Annotated in this window: 13 protein-coding genes; 2 read left to right on the forward strand and 11 right to left on the reverse strand. The window is 61.4% G+C overall.

Going from position 1 to position 16,326, the window contains the following annotated elements; genetic code table 11:
- Window positions 1-19 precede the first annotated feature (19 nt).
- The 3 genes from BA011_RS20415 to recF are packed head-to-tail and all read right to left on the reverse strand — an operon-like array spanning window position 20 to window position 2,435.
- Window positions 20-493 (reverse strand): GNAT family N-acetyltransferase, encoded by a 474-nt coding sequence (locus tag BA011_RS20415; RefSeq protein WP_027669112.1) that lies wholly within the window; start codon window positions 491-493, stop codon window positions 20-22.
- Window positions 490-1,314 carry a molybdopterin-synthase adenylyltransferase MoeB gene (locus BA011_RS20420; RefSeq protein WP_065281775.1) on the reverse strand — a complete coding sequence of 275 codons (825 nt, stop codon included), beginning with the start codon at window positions 1,312-1,314 and terminating at the stop codon, window positions 490-492. Before BA011_RS20420 ends, BA011_RS20415 begins: the two co-directional genes overlap by 4 nt.
- On the reverse strand, window positions 1,311-2,435 hold the full coding sequence (gene recF / locus BA011_RS20425) for a DNA replication/repair protein RecF (RefSeq protein WP_065282610.1): 1,125 nt from the start codon (window positions 2,433-2,435) through the stop codon (window positions 1,311-1,313). Before recF ends, BA011_RS20420 begins: the two co-directional genes overlap by 4 nt.
- Before the next feature lie 407 nt (window positions 2,436-2,842).
- Here recF and BA011_RS20430 point away from each other — a divergent pair, with 407 nt between their 5' ends.
- Window positions 2,843-3,208 carry a helix-turn-helix domain-containing protein gene (locus BA011_RS20430; RefSeq protein ID WP_017962753.1) on the forward strand — a complete coding sequence of 122 codons (366 nt, stop codon included), beginning with the start codon at window positions 2,843-2,845 and terminating at the stop codon, window positions 3,206-3,208.
- A gap of 162 nt (window positions 3,209-3,370) precedes the next feature.
- On the opposite strand, the gene BA011_RS20435 is transcribed toward BA011_RS20430, so the two are convergent.
- The 7 genes from BA011_RS20435 to BA011_RS20465 form a co-directional block, all read right to left on the reverse strand.
- A complete protein-coding gene (locus tag BA011_RS20435; protein WP_003544370.1) occupies window positions 3,371-3,571 on the reverse strand; it encodes a hypothetical protein in 201 nt (66 codons plus the stop codon).
- A 312-nt stretch (window positions 3,572-3,883) separates the two neighbouring features.
- Window positions 3,884-5,011: a molecular chaperone DnaJ gene (gene dnaJ, locus BA011_RS20440; protein WP_011649969.1), complete on the reverse strand. Its 1,128-nt coding sequence runs from the start codon at window positions 5,009-5,011 to the stop codon at window positions 3,884-3,886.
- Between the two features lie 85 nt (window positions 5,012-5,096).
- Entirely contained in the window at window positions 5,097-7,013 is a 1,917-nt protein-coding gene (gene dnaK / locus BA011_RS20445; RefSeq protein ID WP_017962755.1) for a molecular chaperone DnaK, read from the reverse strand.
- Between the two features lie 384 nt (window positions 7,014-7,397).
- Window positions 7,398-9,734 (reverse strand): transglycosylase domain-containing protein, encoded by a 2,337-nt coding sequence (locus BA011_RS20450; protein WP_065281776.1) that lies wholly within the window; start codon window positions 9,732-9,734, stop codon window positions 7,398-7,400.
- A gap of 202 nt (window positions 9,735-9,936) precedes the next feature.
- A complete protein-coding gene (locus BA011_RS20455; RefSeq protein ID WP_017962757.1) occupies window positions 9,937-10,158 on the reverse strand; it encodes a hypothetical protein in 222 nt (73 codons plus the stop codon).
- Window positions 10,159-10,693: 535 nt separating this feature from the next.
- The gene (locus BA011_RS20460; protein WP_065281777.1) at window positions 10,694-11,377 is read right to left on the reverse strand and encodes an SH3 domain-containing protein; all 684 of its coding nucleotides are present in this window, start codon (window positions 11,375-11,377) and stop codon (window positions 10,694-10,696) included.
- A gap of 394 nt (window positions 11,378-11,771) precedes the next feature.
- Complete coding sequence (locus BA011_RS20465) at window positions 11,772-13,160, reverse strand: dipeptidase (RefSeq protein ID WP_065281778.1); 1,389 nt, start codon at window positions 13,158-13,160, stop codon at window positions 11,772-11,774.
- A gap of 213 nt (window positions 13,161-13,373) precedes the next feature.
- Between BA011_RS20465 and BA011_RS20470 the strand changes: the two genes are divergently transcribed.
- Window positions 13,374-15,761, forward strand: coding sequence for an EAL domain-containing protein (locus BA011_RS20470; protein ID WP_065281779.1), 2,388 nt, complete (start codon window positions 13,374-13,376; stop codon window positions 15,759-15,761).
- A 6-nt stretch (window positions 15,762-15,767) separates the two neighbouring features.
- Here the strand turns inward: BA011_RS20470 and BA011_RS20475 are convergent, their stop codons facing one another.
- The gene (locus BA011_RS20475) at window positions 15,768-16,184 is read right to left on the reverse strand and encodes a MarR family winged helix-turn-helix transcriptional regulator (RefSeq protein ID WP_003544385.1); all 417 of its coding nucleotides are present in this window, start codon (window positions 16,182-16,184) and stop codon (window positions 15,768-15,770) included.
- Between the last annotated feature and the right edge of the window lie 142 nt (window positions 16,185-16,326).

Genomic DNA, 16,326 nt, shown 5'->3' on the forward strand with positions numbered 1-16,326 from the left:
TGGATTCAGGCGACGCGCATCAAGACGCAAGGACCTTGCGCATCTCGATGAACGTCGTCCTGGCAAAGCCGGGATGGGCCTTTTCGGCGGTTCTGGAAAATCCGCAGGCGGCGAAGACGGCGTGGTTGTCGGTGAGTTCGATGCGCGTTTCCAGCCGCAAGGCGGCAAGGCCGAGCGCCGCAGCGGTCTCCTCGGCAATTGTCAGCAGCCGTTTGCCGAGGCCCTTGCCCTGCACCTCAGGCAGCACGGCGAGCTTGCCGACATAGAGACAATCGGCCTCCGGCCGCAGGAAGAGGCAACCGACCAGCTTTTCGCCGTCGATGGCGACATGGCCGATCTCGGTCCCGGCCTTTTCGGCCAGTGATGCCGTCGTCAGCTTGAGCGCCGAAGATGGCGGGTCGATCCTGCCATTCATGGCGGCGAAGGCGGAAAGGATCAGCGCCAGCAGTTCATCCCAGCGCGTGAAAGTCTGATCAAGCGGAACAATCCTCATCCCGCCTGTCTCTGTGTTGTACGGCGTCGTTTGTAGCGGATGGTATCGAAGCGGGCCGAGAGTGCGTCGTAGAGCAGCAACCGTCCGACCAGCGGTTCGCCGGTGCCGGTGACGAGTTTTATCGCCTCCATCGCCATCATCGTGCCGATGACGCCGGTCAGCGCGCCGATGATGCCGGCCTCGGCGCATGCAGGAATCAATCCGGCCGGCGGCGCTTCCGGAAACAGGTCACGATATCTGGGGTTGGGCGTTCCGTCCTCAGCGGTTTCATAGGGCTTGAGAACCGTCAACGAGCCGTCGAATCGCCCGACGGCGCCGGTGACGAGCGGAATGCGCGCTTCGTCAGCCGCATCGGCTGCGGCATAACGGGTGTCGAAATTGTCGGAGCCATCGATCAGCAGATCGAAGCCCGAGAGTTGACGGCGGGCGGCCTCCGGGGAGAAGCGTTCCTCGAAGCGGATCAGTCGGACATGCGGATTGAGCCTGGTGATGGCGAAGGCGGCACTCTCCGTCTTCAATTCGCCGATCGTGCCGGAATCATGGATCACCTGGCGCTGCAGGTTCGACAGCGACACCCGGTCGTCGTCGACGATCCCAAGCGTGCCGACGCCGGCGGCGGCGAGATATTGCAGGACCGGCGCACCGAGGCCACCGGCGCCGATCACCAGCACGCGGGCGGCTTTCAGTTTCTGCTGGCCGGCGCCGCCGATCTCGGGCAGCAGGATGTGGCGGTGATAGCGCGCGATTTCTTCCGGGCTGAGCGGTTCCATGGCGCCGATGTTATCATGACGCCCGACGCTGGGAAAAGCCGCCTCGGTCATTCGAACACCCTTCCGTCGGCCACCGTGAAAAACTGCGCCCTGTCGCCGAGTGCCGAAAACATCGCGCGATCCGTTCCGGTCATGAAGGCCTGGCCGCCGAGCCCGTCGATAAGGTCGAATAACGCGGCTCGGCGACCCTCGTCGAGATGGGCTGCGATCTCGTCGAGCAACAGGATCGGCGCATGGCCGGTGAGATTGCCGACGAGCCGGGCATGCGCAAGCACAAGGCCGACAAGCAGCGCTTTCTGCTCGCCGGTGGAGCAACGCTCCGCCTCCATCGCCTTTTCGCGGTGATGCACAATGAGATCGGCCCGGTGCGGGCCCTCGAGCGTGCGCCCTGCGCCGGCATCGCGGTAGCGGCTCTCCGCCAGCATCGCCGCGTAGTCGTCCTCGAGGTCGACCGAGGGGCGCGAGAACTGACCGTCCATGAAGCCCGAGAGCTGCAGCGATGCCGAAGGGAACGGCGACGTTTCGCGGGTTTCCTCGATCAGCCGGGTCAGCAGGCCGAGCATCTCCTGCCGGGCGAGCGCCATGGCGATGCCGAGGCTTGCCATCTGCTCCTCGATGCCGGCAAGCCAGGAAGGGTCGAAGCGGCCCTCGTCCAGCAATTTGTTGCGGCTGCGCATGGCGCGCTCGAAATCGCTGGCGCGGCGGCCATGGGCGGGATCGAGCGACAGCACCAGCCGGTCGAGAAAGCGGCGCCGGTCGGAAGAGGCGCCGGTAAAGAGCCCGTCCATCGCCGGTGTCAGCCAGAGAAGGCGCAGATGGTCGGTCAGTTCGTCGGCAGTCTTTGCCGTCGTGCCATTGATGCGCAGCTTGCGGGCGGTGGTCTCCTCGCCCGTTTCGATGCCGGTGCCGATCTCGACGTCGCCCTCCATGCCGTCGAGCGCGGCGAAGATTGAAAAGCCGCCGGCCGCGCCGACGCGGGTAATGTCGCCATAAGCCGCGCGGCGCAGACCGCGGCCGGGCGAAAGCAACGAGACGGCCTCCATGAGATTGGTCTTGCCGGCGCCGTTGTCTCCCGTCAGCACGGCATGCCGACCATCAAGGGTAAGGGCCGCCGCCACATAGTTGCGGAAGTCTGTCAGTTTCAGACGGGAAAGAGAAACCTTGTGCGGCATAGAATGTCCGGAATCGTAAAGCGTGACAGCTAAGCCGAAGCGGCGCTGATGGCAAGGCTGGCAGCCATTTGGCCGCGGATCGCGTACCGCCGGTGCCGCAACGCAGAACATATATTCCAGATGATCCCGTGACCGAAGTCCTTGTGTCCGACACCGGTCACGGCGCTTTGGAAATTCGGTTAAAAATACAACCATCGGAGATGGCCTGACATCGCCAAACCGATCCCGTCGACACTCATTGCCAATGTCTTCCAGCGCCGGATATTCAAGGTTTGCCGTCATCCTCTAACGCTACTGACGTAACGTAAAGCCCAAAAAAAGTTGGTTGAATTTTGCAACTGCAGGGTTGAGTTATCCGATGCAAACGATATGGTAAACGGACCGTTTATGTATAAGAGAGTGATGAAGTGCCAGATCCGGTTGATATTATCGTTGGTCGCAACGTCAGACAGTTTCGCGCCCTTCGCCGTGTTTCCCAGCTCGAGCTTGGCGAAGCACTCGGACTGACTTTCCAGCAAATCCAGAAATACGAGAAGGGGGCGAACCGCGTTTCCGCCAGCAAGCTGCATCAGATCGCGGTTTTTCTCGACGTCGAGATCTCCGCTCTCTTCGAGGGTGCCGGCATGTCGCCATTCGGCAGCCGTGTCGAACTCAGCCCCGACGCCTATGCGCTTGCGCTGAGCTACGACAAGCTGAACTCACCGGCAGGCAAGGAAGCGGTCAAGACCATCGTCACCCTCATGACGGGGGAAGCGGCCGAAACCACCGCATGATTCCACCGCAGCAGGGATCACGGTTCCCACGGAAAGCACGACCTATTCAAGGTCTGGATGGCTTCCGGACACCTGCGGGTGTGCAGCAATATTGGGAGGATGACCTGCATCAGAACAAAGACCGGAAGCAGACCGCCTGATTGAGGTTTGATGCCGCGCGCTTCAGTGAATCTCGCATTCGTGCAGCGCCATCAGCAGATCGTCCTGCGTCTGGTGGCCGGCATGATAGAGGTCGATCGCGATGCTGGCAATGGAAAGGCCTTGCTGGCTGCGAAGCTTGATGTTGCGCTCGGCGCACCATGTGTAGATGGCGCCGGCGAGAACGTCGACATCTTCGGACTGAGAGGAAAAGGCTGGCGCCATGGCTGATACCCTTGGTTTGTTTGTTCCCGCTAGCGCTAAGGACGCTCTATCACTTTGATTTGGTGCATGACCCCGAAATCGATTCCGGCTCCCAGGGTCATGCACTGACGGCAGAGACTGAATTCATTTGGAAAACTTGCAAGCGGCATCATCTGGCTGCGTTAACGCAAGTCATCGTCCCGCCCGCCGCCGTATCGATCCGGGACAGATTCGCCGGCATGGACGGCGAATGTCGCAAATCGAGATTCCGGGAACAAAAAAACCGGAGACGTTTCCGTCCCCGGCTTTCGTATTGGGCATGTCGATCGCGGCTCAGCCTTCGAAGAATTCCTTCATGCGGGCAAAGAAGCCCGTCGATTCGGGATTGTTCTCCTTGGAGGAAAGCTGCTCGAATTCCTGAAGCAGTTCGCGCTGGCGCTTGGTGAGCTTTTGCGGCGTCTCGATCTGGATCTGGATGTAGAGGTCGCCCGTCTGCACCGAACGCAGCACTGGCATGCCCTTGCCCTTGAGACGGAACTGTTTGCCGACCTGGGTGCCCTCGGGCACGGTGACGCGGGACTTGGTGCCGTCGAGCGTCGCCACGTCGAAGGTGCCGCCGAGTGCCGCCGTCGTCATCGAGATCGGAACGGCGCAATAGAGATCGGCTCCGTCGCGCTGGTAGAATTCATGCGGTTTGACGGACAGGAAGATATAGAGGTCGCCTGCCGGTCCGCCGCGGGCGCCGGCCTCGCCTTCGCCCTGCAGCCGGATGCGGGTGCCGTCCTCGATGCCGGCGGGAATATTGACCGAGAGCGAACGCTCTTCCGTCACCCGGCCCTGGCCGTGGCACTTCGGGCACGGATCGGGAATGATCTGGCCGCGGCCGTGGCAGGTCGGGCAGGTCCGTTCGATCGAGAAGAAGCCCTGTGCCGCGCGCACGCGCCCCGTTCCCTGGCAGGTGCCGCAGTTCTTCGGCTGCGTGCCGGGTTTGGCGCCTGAACCCGAACAGACGTCGCAGGTGATCGACGTCGGAACGCGGATTTGCGCCGTCTTGCCGGAGAAAGACTCTTCCAGCGTTATTTCCATGTTGTAGCGAAGATCGGCGCCGCGTTCGCGGCCGCCCGACGAGCGCTGGCGCGCGCGCCCTCCACCCATCATCTCGCCGAAGATATCCTCGAAAATGTCGGAGAAACCGCCGCCGGCAAATCCGCCGCCACCGCCGCCCATGCCGCCATGCTCGAAGGCCGCATGACCATAGCGATCATAGGCCGCCCGCTTCTGCGGGTCCTTGAGCATCTCATAGGCTTCGTTGATTTCCTTGAACTTCCGCTCGGCGTCCTTGTCATCCGGGTTCTTGTCCGGATGGTATTTCATCGCCAGTTTGCGAAAGGCGCTCTTCAGCTCTTTCTCGTCCGCCGACTTGGCTACACCCAGAGTTTCGTAAAAGTCCGCTTTTGCCATTAAGGATTAAACCCCGGAAATGGATTTCCGGCTGCCATGGTGAGCAGCCGGATCAGATGTTGAAGCATAACCACGCCGTCGCGGATTACGCGGACTTCTTGCGGTCGTCGTCCTTGATTTCCTCGTAGTCGGCATCAACGACATTGTCGCCGCTTTCCGCGGAGGCATCGCCGGCAGCGCCGCCTTCGGCCTGCTGTGCTTCATAGATCGCCTGGCCGAGCTTCATCGACACTTCCATCAGCGTCTGGGTCTTGGCCTTGATGTCGTCGGCATCGGGCTCGGATGCTTCCGACGCCGTCTTCAGTGCGGCGATCGCATCCGAGATCGCGGTGCGGTCGGCCTCGGAAACCTTGTCGCCATAATCCTTCAGCGACTTTTCCGTGGAATGGATCAGGCTTTCAGCCTGGTTCCGGGCTTCGACGGCCTCGCGGCGCTTCTTGTCCTCGGTGGCATGGGCTTCGGCATCCTTTACCATCTTCTCGATGTCGGCGTCGGAAAGACCGCCGGACGCCTGGATGCGGATCTGCTGTTCCTTGCCGGTGCCCTTGTCCTTGGCCGAAACCTGCACGATGCCGTTGGCGTCGATGTCGAAGGTGACTTCGATCTGCGGCATGCCGCGCGGCGACGGCGGCAGACCGACGAGGTCGAACTGGCCGAGCAGCTTGTTGTCGGCAGCCATTTCACGCTCGCCCTGCGAAACGCGGATGGTGACGGCCTGCTGGTTGTCTTCGGCGGTCGAAAACGTCTGGCTCTTCTTCGTCGGGATCGTCGTGTTGCGTTCGATCAGACGGGTGAAGACACCGCCGAGCGTCTCGATGCCGAGCGACAGCGGCGTCACGTCGAGGAGCAGGACGTCCTTGACGTCGCCCTGCAGAACGCCGGCCTGGATGGCGGCGCCAAGGGCCACCACTTCATCCGGGTTGACACCCTTGTGCGGCTCCTTGCCGAACAGCTGCTTGACGACTTCCTGTACCTTCGGCATGCGGCTCATGCCGCCGACGAGAACCACTTCGTCGATTTCGGCGGCAGTGACGCCGGCATCCTTGAGCGCTGCCTTGCACGGCGCGATCGTCCGCTGGACGAGATCGTCGACCAGGCTTTCGAGCTTGGCGCGGGTCAGCTTCAGCGTCAGATGCTTCGGGCCGGAGGCGTCGGCCGTGATGAACGGCAGGTTGATTTCGGTCTGCTGCGAGGACGAAAGCTCGATCTTTGCCTTTTCCGCAGCTTCCTTGAGGCGCTGCAGGGCAAGCTTGTCGTTCTTCAGGTCGATGCCGTTGTCCCTCTTGAACTCGGCAACGAGATATTCGACGAGACGCATGTCGAAGTCTTCACCGCCGAGGAAGGTATCGCCGTTGGTGGACTTCACTTCGAAGACGCCATCACCGATCTCGAGGATCGAAATATCGAAGGTGCCGCCGCCAAGGTCGTAGACGGCAATCGTCTTGCCTTCTTTCTTGTCGAGACCGTAGGCCAGCGCTGCAGCGGTCGGCTCGTTGATGATGCGCAGGACTTCAAGACCGGCGATGCGGCCGGCATCCTTGGTGGCCTGGCGCTGCGCGTCGTTGAAGTAGGCGGGAACGGTGATGACGGCCTTCTCGACCTTCTCGCCGAGATAGGATTCGGCAGTTTCCTTCATCTTCTGAAGGATCATCGCGGAAATCTGTGCGGGCGAGTAGCCCTTGCCATTGGCTTCGACCCAGGCGTCGCCATTGTCGCCCTTGACGATGGTGAAGGGAACGAGGTGCTTGTCCTTCTCGACGGTCGGATCTTCGTAGCGGCGGCCGATCAGGCGCTTGACTGCAAAGAGCGTATTCGTCGGGTTGGTGACTGCCTGGCGCTTGGCCGGCTGGCCGACGAGGCGTTCGCCATCATCGGAAAATGCCACCATGGAAGGGGTCGTACGCGCACCTTCCGCGTTCTCGATGACCTTCGCGTCCTTGCCGTCCATGACTGCGACGCAGGAATTCGTCGTTCCGAGGTCGATACCAATTACTTTTGCCATGTCATTCTCTCCTTGAAGCAAGCTGTGGGAACCCCGAGAAGGCATTTCCCTGACAGCCCCTTACGGGATGGGTCTACTTAAGATTACGCAATCGTGATTGCGGTGATGCGGCGTATATAAGGAGCGGTTTTCTGGACTGCAAGGCGAGAAATGGCCCGGAATCCAGCAAAACGAATGTGTTGCATTCAATTTTGACAGTAGCCGTGAAAGAGGTCGCCCTATGTCCGGAAACCGGCCGATGTCTGAAGCATGTCGCGCAAAACCGTGTACCGTTTTTGCGACAACGACATGCGTAAAACAAGGACCTCAAGCGCAAGGCGCGAATCCGCAAGATCATGGCGCGCTTTAGAGCATCGGGCGTGCGCCGGGCATGCAGCAAAGATCTCACTGGCCCATGATCAGATCGAGCAGCGTCGTGCGCCGCGGCTGGACGGAAGAGGTAGTTTGCGGCCCTCCGACATTGCCGGGCGGGATGACGTTTCCATAACCGGACCCGCCGCCTTCGGCAACGTCGGCAGGAGGAATCGGGCCGTTTCCGGATGTTGTCGTCTGCTGCCGGACCGGCGCCTGCGGATAGCGGTTTGCATTGTCGTCGCCGCCGAAGACGCCGGAAATAATGCCGCCGATCGTCGATGGCGGCGCCTCGGCCGTCATCGGTTGTTCGCTGCCCAGCTGCCCATCGGCCGGTGCCTGCGCCATCGGCTGACCATTGTTCGGATCGGCGATCAACTGGCCGTTGCCGAAGAGCGGTGCCGGCGAAAGACCCTTGTGGGCGGCGATCATGAATTCCTTCCAGGCCTTGGCCGGCAAGCCGCCGCCGGTCACCTTCTTCATCGGCTTGCCGTCGTCATTGCCGAACCAGACCCCAGTGGTGAGATTGCTGGTGAAGCCGACGAAGAGCGCGTCGCGCGAATTCTGGGTCGTGCCGGTCTTTCCCGCCGCCTGCCAGCCGGGGATCTTGGCGCTCTTGCCGGTGCCGTTGTCGATGACGCCCATCATCATCGCATCCATCTGGGCGACGATCTGCTCGGACAGCACGCGCGGTGGGCTGTCATAGGTATTTTCGTAGAGAACCTTGCCCTCGGCCGTCGTCACCCGGCGAATGACGTGCGGCGTCGCCTTGTAGCCGCCGTTCATGAAGGCGGCATAGGAGGCGGTGAGTTCCATCAGCGACACCTCGGACGTGCCGAGCGCGATCGAGGCGTTCGGCTGCAGCTCGCTTTCGATGCCGAGCCGGTGGGCAAGCTTGATCACCTGATCCGGCCCGTCATACATCACCAGCTGGGCGGCCACCGTATTCAGCGACTTGGCAAGCGCGGTCGCCAGCGTCACTTCGCCATTGTATTTTTTCTCGTAATTTTCGGGCGTCCAGTCGCCGATCCGGATCGGCGCGTCGTTGAACACCGAATAGGGCGTCAGCCCCTTCTCGAGTGCTGCTGCATAGACGAAGGGCTTGAACGAGGAACCCGGCTGGCGTTTGGCCTTGACGGCGCGGTTGAACTGGCTCGTCGCATAGTCCCGGCCGCCGACCAGCGCCCGGATCGCGCCGGTGCCGTCGATCGAGACCAGGGCCGCCTGCGAGGCGTCGAGCTTGCCGCCCTCCTTGTCGAGCACGTCGACCAGCGATTGCTCGGCCTTCTTTTCCAGCGACTTGTCGATGGTCGTATCGACGATGACGTCTTCCTTGACGTCGCCGATCAGACCCGGCAGCGCGTCCATCACCATGTCGGCGACATAGTGCCCGGCGCCCGACCAGTAACTCTTGGCCGAAGCCGGGGTCTGCGACATCGCCGTCTTGACCTCGGAATCGGTAATGAAACCCTGTTCGCGCATCGCCGCGAGTACAAGCTGGGCGCGTGCATTCGCAGCTTCCGCATCGCGGGCCGGCGAAAGCCGCGACGGCGCCTTGAGCAGGCCGGCGAGCACCGCGGCTTCGCCGAGGTTTACGTCACGCGCCGATTTGTTGAAGTAGCGGCGCGAGGCCGCCTCGACGCCGTAAGCGTTCGATCCAAAGAATACCCGGTTGAGATACATCGCCAGGATCTGGTCCTTGGTGTATTTCTGCTCCAGCCACAGCGAGAGCAGCACCTCCTGCACCTTGCGTTCCAGCGTTCTTTCAGGCGAGAGGAAGAGGTTCTTGGCAAGCTGCTGGGTCAGCGTCGAGCCACCCTGGACCATGTGGCCAGCGGTGAGGTTGGTCACGATCGCCCGGCCGAGGCCGAGCGGGTCAACGCCGAAATGCGAATAGAAACGCCGATCCTCGATGGCGATGACGGCTTCCGGAATATAGGGCGACATGTTTTCGAGCGACAGCGCCTCGCCGCCGGTGGCGCCGCGATTGGCGATGACGCTGCCGTCGACAGCGGTGATCTTGACGTTCGGCGGCCGTTCCGGGATCGCCCATGTGCTGGCGCTCGGCATGCGCGAGCCATAATAGACCACGAGCCCGGCAACGCCGATGCCGGCCCAGATGAAAAGCACGACGCACCAGTAGATCATGCGGCGCATGTAGCCGAACAACCCGCCGCCTTCACGCTCCCGCGGCTCGCGCCGTCGCCGGGAGGCGGGGCGCTGCGGCGGGGGTTTCGAGCCGCCGCGGCGCGGAGATCGGCCTCCGGCGATGCGATCGTCGGCATCGAGCGAGAATTCGTCATCGTCGCGTGCCGGGCGGCCGCTGAAGGAGGGTTCTATTCTGTCGCCTGATCTGCCTCTGCCTGCCATCGCGGACCGGTCACACCCCATGTTCGATCGCGAAGTCAGCTTCGCATAACGGCGCCCTTCTCCAGCGCGGCGCGTCTTTTAGACACACAAAGCACGCTGCAGCGGGCACCGTGATCACCCGACTGAACTGTAAATGCGGCGATTTAACGGGGTGTTAATAATGGAAAGCAAAGCAGATCGCGCCGGGCGACAGCATTGGCCTTCAGAACTGCCGGGCTTCGTAATCGTCGAGCGTTTCCGGGTCCTGCTTATATTCCCACTCGCCCAGATGAAAGCGGCGCCAGATCTGGCCGGAAGGGTTGAGGTTCGCCCCATCGGTGAGGCGCACAGGCAGGAGTGGGTTGTGTTTATGCCAAACGGTAACATCTGTGGCGGCCGCCCGAGGGGCGAAAAGCCCGAAGAAAGCCAGGTAGTCTTGCGTCATCAGGGTCCAGCCTCGAACGGATCAAGATTGATCCGCAACTTCACAAAAATGCAATAAACAATCCCGCAAAACAAGAGCATCGCGATGGCCTCACATCAAATTGTCGGTGACCGCATACGAGAATCGATGCTTCCCCTGCGGCTCCTGTCTGGCGCTCGCCGGCGAAGCGGCATGCGTCATGAAAACAAAAGCCTGAGGTGCGTCACGTGAATCACGTGCGATACGACGCCATTACCAAGCCATGCGCCTTTTCGAGAGGCGTAAAGGACGCTGTAACACTTTGAATTACTGGACAATTCTTTCCTTAAGTCGATTCCGATTCAAGGAATTATGCAGAAGGCGGAACCAATAGGCTTCGCGATTGTTTATGAAGAAGCGGGACAACCCCTCACGTCCCGCGAATGATCGGCCGTCTCCCCCTCAACGCGTGCCGATCGACATCAGGCCCGGTGCATCCCCCAAGGGAGCGCCGGGCTTTTTCTTGGGTGTTTGCCCTTGCAAACCTCGGAAGAGGACGGCGCTGCCGTCCCCTTTCTCATTCGTCGCAGGAGGGATCGCCGGGGCGGCAATCAAAATCCCTGCGGTCCGGCCTGCGGTCATCGCCCCTGCGGTCGTCCCCTTGCCGGTCACCTCTTTGCAGATCGCCCCGTTGCCGATCGCCCCGTTGCCGATCGCCCCGTTGATTGTCGTCGCGCCAGTCACGATCTCGGTCGCGCCCATCTCGGTCGCGATCCCGCTCACGCCAGTTCCGGTCGCGATCCCGGTTATCCCGATCGCGGTCGCGATCCCGATTGTCGCGGTCGCGGTAGTAATAGTCCGGGCCGCGGCTCCAGCGGTCACGTTCGCGATAGAAATCGCGGTTGCGGTAGTAGCGGTCCCAATAATTGTCGACGCTGAAGCGAATCATCGGAATGCCGAGCGGGCGGTAATATTGCGGACCGACATAAACGCGGCGCTGCTGATAGAGGGCCTGCACGTACTGGCCGGAAACCCAGCCGCGGCCGCCGTAGAACTCGACATCGCACCAGTTGACGTCGGAAAGGCATCCGCGGATCTCGACGGAGGAACCGGCCGGTATGACGGCAACGGCAGGATATCGGGTGCTCGGACCGGCACGCATGTTGACGTTCGCCGTCGAGTAGCCTTCGGCAGCCTGCGCTATGGCGGGCGCCAGCATAAGCACGCCGGCGGCTGCAATTTTAACAAAGAGTTTTTTCACGCTTCTCAGTCCTTGTTGGCACGTTTTCAGGCATCGCTTGGCCGCGTTTCCTTGGCATATGCCACTGAAACAAAAGATAGAGCGATTGCCCTCAGGTGTTAGGGCGTCATCATTCATCTTATCTTTCAATGGCTTATATGCCTGTCGCGATGAACGTAGCTTGAACGGCGAAATGTCTGTCAGCGCCCTTGGAGCCGCGAGTGGTGCTTCCGGCAAGGGCCGGTATTGTTAACGGTCCGTTAACCTTTCAGCGGCAGTCTCATTGCAATACCTGCTTGCTCCTTGACCACGGATGAACTGGCACTGAGGTGAGCGGATGACGAAAGGCCGGGTCGAACCGGCCTTTTTGTTGTGCGCCTTTGCTGGCACGCCGGCATGCAAGGCGCACCATTCCTTAGGCAGCGAGCGCCTGAAGAATCCGCACCCAGGAACGGATGCCCTTGTGGTAGGAGACGAGTTCGTATTTCTCGTTCGGCGAGTGGATGCGATCATCGCTGAGGCCGAAGCCGACGAGCAGCGATTCCATGCCGAGCATCTTCTGGAAATCGCCGACGATGGGGATCGACCCACCCATGCCGATGACGATGGCGGGTTTCGGCCACTCGTCGGAAAGCGCGTTCTTCGCCTTGGTGAGAACAGGCGAATCATAGGAAAGATGAATCGCCGGCGAGCCGCCATGCGGATGGAACTCGACCGAGCAATCGGCGGGAATCTTCGCGCTGATATAGCTGCGGAAAGCCTCGCGAATGGCGGCCGGATCCTGCGTGCCGACGAGGCGGAACGAAACCTTCGCCGAAGCCTTGGCGGCGATCACCGTCTTGAAGCCTTCGCCGGTATAGCCACCCCAGATACCGTTGATTTCGGCGGTCGGCCGCGCCCAGGTGAGTTCCAGCACCGAGCGGCCTTTTTCACCCGATGGAATGGAAAGGCCGACTTCGCCGAGGAAGCTCTCGGCGGTCTTGCCGAGCGTCTCCCATGACGCCTTGATGTTGTCGGGCGTTTCCTCGACGCCGTCATAGAAGCCGTCAAGCGTGATGCGGCCCGTCTCGTCGTGCAAGCCGGCAAGAGCCTCGACGAGAATATGGATCGGATTGGCTGCCGCGCCGCCGAAGAGACCGGAATGCAGGTCGCGATCGGCGGCCGTCACGATCACTTCCTCGCCGACGAGGCCGCGCAGCGCTGCGGCGATTGCCGGCGTGTCGCGGTCCCACATGCCGGTATCGCAGACCAGCGCATAATCGGCCTTGAGCTCGGCGGCATTGGCTTCGAGGAAGGGCTTCAGGGAGGGCGAGCCGGACTCCTCCTCGCCCTCGAAGAGGATGGTGACGCGGCAGGGAAGCGCGCCGTTGATCTCCTTATAGGCGCGGCAAGCCTCGACAAAGGTCATCAACTGGCCCTTGTCGTCGGAGGTGCCGCGGCCGGTCAGGATCTTGCGGCCCTCGCCGACATCCTTGATCGATGGCTCGAAGGGGTCGTTTTCCCAGAGCTCGATCGGGTCGACCGGCTGAACGTCGTAATGGCCGTAGAAGAGAACATGCGGCGCATCGGCCGAAGCGCCGGCATGGTGGGCGACCACCATCGGATGGCCGGGCGTATCGCGCACCGAGGCCGTAAAGCCGAGCGTCCCGAGATAGCCGACGAGCCATTCGGCGGCCTTTCGGCATTCGGCTTTATAGGCGGGATCGGTGGAAATTGATTGGATGCGCAGAAGCTCGAACAGCTTTTCGAGGCTCGATGGAAGGTTCTGGTCCGCGCGCGAAAGCACCTGACTTACATCCGTCATTTCCGACTCCTTTTCGAAATTCGGCCGGACGATAGACCAAACCAGGAAGGCAGGCGAGGCGGAAAAGGCAAAAATGGGCGGCGCGTAAGGCGTCCAGATCTAGTATCGGGTTCAAGAACATTGCCGGATCTTATAGAAGAAGTTTCTAATTCAATTTACGGTTATTTAGTACAACCTCGATAGCCTGATCGAATTCAGCTGTTCGGGGGACGGATGTTTTCGGTCATCACATGTATTCGGGACTATCACGATTGGCGCCTGGTGCTTGTGGCGGCCGCGGTTTGCCTAATCGGCGCGATGGCAGCGATGCTGCCGCTTTCCCGTGCACAAGGGTGCGATGCCGGGCGGCGCAAACTCTGGATCGGTGCCGCGGCTTTCGCCTTCGGCACCGGCGTGTGGGCAACGCACTTCATCGCGATGCTGGCCTATGACGGCGGCATGCCGATCAGCTATCAGCTGGGCCTGACGGCGCTGTCCTTCCTCCTGTCGGTTGTCGGCTCATGGGCCGCGATCCTCGTCGCTTCGCAAAGCCGCGGCAGATTTTCGCGCATCCGCGGCGGCATCCTGATGGCGCTCGGCATCGCCGCGATGCATCTGACCGGCATGCAGGCGATCCAGACCCAAGCGGTAATCGTCTACGACCCCTATATGACGCTGAGTGCGGTTCTCGCAGGAGCGCTGTTGTCAAGCGCCGCCTTCCACGCCTTTTTCGAATTGAAGGGACCGAGGCGGCTCCTCGCTTCGTCGATCACTTTCGTCCTCGCGATCTGCGCGCTCCATTTTATCTCGATGGCTAGCATCACGCTCGTGCCGGATCCCGGCAAAGAGCTTCCGGCAACGGTGCTCGACGCCAGCCTGCTTGCTGCGATCGTCGTGGTGGCGGCGACGACGCTCATTCTGATGGCGCTCGCGGTGGTCTATATCGAAAGCCACGTGACGGATCTGAGAGGGCTCGCGAATGCCTCGCAGGAAGGGCTGCTGATTCTGCGGGAAGGCAGGATCATCGACGCCAACGAACGTTTCCAGGAACTCTCCGGCTGGAAGCTTGCCGATCTTGCCGGCAAGGCGCCCTCTGCTGTTTTGGGCGCCGTCCAGGGACAGAACAGGCTCGGCGAGACGCTGCTCAACACCAGGAACGGCAAGGAGACCGCCGTCGAAGTGAACACAAGCAGGATCGTCTATCGCGGGCACAATTGCGACGTTCTGGCGGTGCGCGATCTCAGCGAGCGCAGACAGGCCGAGGAAATGATCGAACATCTCGCCCACCACGATGTTCTCACCGATCTTCCGAACCGATCATTGTTCGACACGCGTATCCGCCAGGCGCTGCAAATGGCCGAACGAAAGAACGGCGAGGTTGCCCTCCTCTATATCGATCTCGATCGCTTCAAGACCGTCAACGATGTTTTCGGCCACGCCGAGGGCGACCGAATTCTCTGCAAGGTCGCCTCTATCCTGCGTCGCGTGACTGATGAAAGCGATACGATCGCCCGCCTCGGCGGCGATGAATTTGCCATCATCCAGCCCGCCGGACAGCAACCGGCGGCCGCTCAGAAGCTCGCGGTCGCGATCCTCGATGAATTCGCCGTCGAGATGGATATGGCGCGCGATCCGACCGCCGTCGGCGTCAGCCTTGGCATCGCCCTTTATCCGGCCGACGGCAGCGATGCAGACGAGATCTGCAACAACGCTGATATCGCGCTCTACCGGGTCAAGCACGGTGGCCGCGGCAAGGCCTGTTTTTTCGATGCGGAAATGGACGAGGCCACACGAGCCCGCCGCCTGATCGAAAGCGAACTGCGCCACGCCATCACTCGCCATCAGATCCATGTCAGCTATCAGCCAATTCTCGATGCACATAGCGGCGTGATCAGCGGTTACGAGGCCTTGATGCGCTGGAACCGGCCGGGCCACGGCATATGCGAGCCGGACGTCTTCATTCCGATCGCCGAGGAAAGCGGGTCGATAGTCCAACTTGGGGAATGGGTGCTGCAGCAGGCCTGCACGGAGGCCGCTCGCTGGCCGCATCCGCTGACGATTGCCGTCAACGTCTCGCCGGTGCAGTTCATGCTGCCGAACCTGGCCGAGCGAATCGAAACAATCCTCGAGGAAACGCGGCTCGCGCCAGATCGGCTGGAAATTGAGATCACCGAGGCCGCTCTCTTCCGTGATCGCGATCGGGTGATGACCACGCTGCAGCGTCTGCGCAGTCTGGGAGTTCACATCGTCATGGACGACTTCGGCACCGGTTATTCCTCCCTTTCCAACCTGCGAACCTTCCCTTTCGACAAGATCAAGGTCGACCGCAGCTTCACCGGCATGCTGGAGCATGATGCGGCGGCGCGGTCGATCGTGCGCGCAATCATCGGCCTCGGTCACAGTCTCGGCATGCCTGTTGTGACGGAGGGCGTCGAAACCGAGACGCAGCGCCGGATCGTCGTCGAAGAAGGCTGCGCGCAGGTACAAGGCTTTTTGCTCGGCAAGCCGGATATCGAGCCGAGCATCAAGTTCGCCGCCCGCAGAAGCTTCCTGTCCCCGACGGCCGACGCCGACGCGCTGCAGATATCGCCGTGGCGACCTACGCGTCTTGCCTGCGAGTAACCTGGGTCAGAGCGCCTTGGCGTTTTCCAGAAGCCGGCGGATATATTCAAGCGTCAGCTCGCGCTCGAAAACCCGGAAACCTTTAAACAGCGCCAGGTCGGCCTCACGCGCGGTCTCGATCGCTTCGGCCTCCATGGCGCGGGCGCGCGGCGTCAGGAAGAGCAGTTGCGCCCGCTTGTCGGATGGATGCGGCCGGCGTTCGATCAACCCGTCGCGGACCATGCGCGAAAGCGTATTGGCCATGGTCGCCTGCTCGATATCGACCCGCTCGAGAAGCTGTTTCTGGGTCAGCCCGTCCTCGGCCCAGAGTTCCAGCAGAATGGGGAATTGCCCTGGAGAAAAACCGAGCCCGACCGCGCGCTGGTGCAGCGAGCGGGCAAAACCCTTCGCCAGCTGGCTGGCAAGGTAGGCTCCCGAATCCATGCGGTTAAATCCCATGATTGCAAGTTAGGCTCAAAACCATGCCGGAGACAATGCAGCAAATCGCATACGATGCTCCATAACATGCGAGCTGCGATCCGAATTTCGAGTGTCTCGAAAAAACAAAAGTCGCCATGGCCTGGAG

It is taken from the genome of Rhizobium leguminosarum (assembly GCF_001679785.1).
GTDB classification, from domain to species: Bacteria; Pseudomonadota; Alphaproteobacteria; order Rhizobiales; family Rhizobiaceae; genus Rhizobium; species Rhizobium leguminosarum_R.

Bases quoted from the DNA above. Each gene is read 5' to 3' on its own strand.
- BA011_RS20415 (WP_027669112.1), bottom strand. From the start codon at position 493: ATGAGGATTGTTCCGCTTGATCAGACTTTCACGCGCTGGGATGAACTG.
- BA011_RS20420 (WP_065281775.1), bottom strand. From the start codon at position 1,314: ATGACCGAGGCGGCTTTTCCCAGCGTCGGGCGTCATGATAACATCGGC.
- recF (WP_065282610.1), bottom strand. From the start codon at position 2,435: ATGCCGCACAAGGTTTCTCTTTCCCGTCTGAAACTGACAGACTTCCGC.
- BA011_RS20435 (WP_003544370.1), bottom strand. From the start codon at position 3,571: ATGGCGCCAGCCTTTTCCTCTCAGTCCGAAGATGTCGACGTTCTCGCC.
- dnaJ (WP_011649969.1), bottom strand. From the start codon at position 5,011: ATGGCAAAAGCGGACTTTTACGAAACTCTGGGTGTAGCCAAGTCGGCG.
- dnaK (WP_017962755.1), bottom strand. From the start codon at position 7,013: ATGGCAAAAGTAATTGGTATCGACCTCGGAACGACGAATTCCTGCGTC.
- BA011_RS20450 (WP_065281776.1), bottom strand. From the start codon at position 9,734: ATGGCAGGCAGAGGCAGATCAGGCGACAGAATAGAACCCTCCTTCAGC.
- BA011_RS20455 (WP_017962757.1), bottom strand. From the start codon at position 10,158: ATGACGCAAGACTACCTGGCTTTCTTCGGGCTTTTCGCCCCTCGGGCG.
- BA011_RS20465 (WP_065281778.1), bottom strand. From the start codon at position 13,160: ATGACGGATGTAAGTCAGGTGCTTTCGCGCGCGGACCAGAACCTTCCA.
- BA011_RS20470 (WP_065281779.1), top strand. From the start codon at position 13,374: ATGTTTTCGGTCATCACATGTATTCGGGACTATCACGATTGGCGCCTG.
- BA011_RS20475 (WP_003544385.1), bottom strand. From the start codon at position 16,184: ATGGATTCGGGAGCCTACCTTGCCAGCCAGCTGGCGAAGGGTTTTGCC.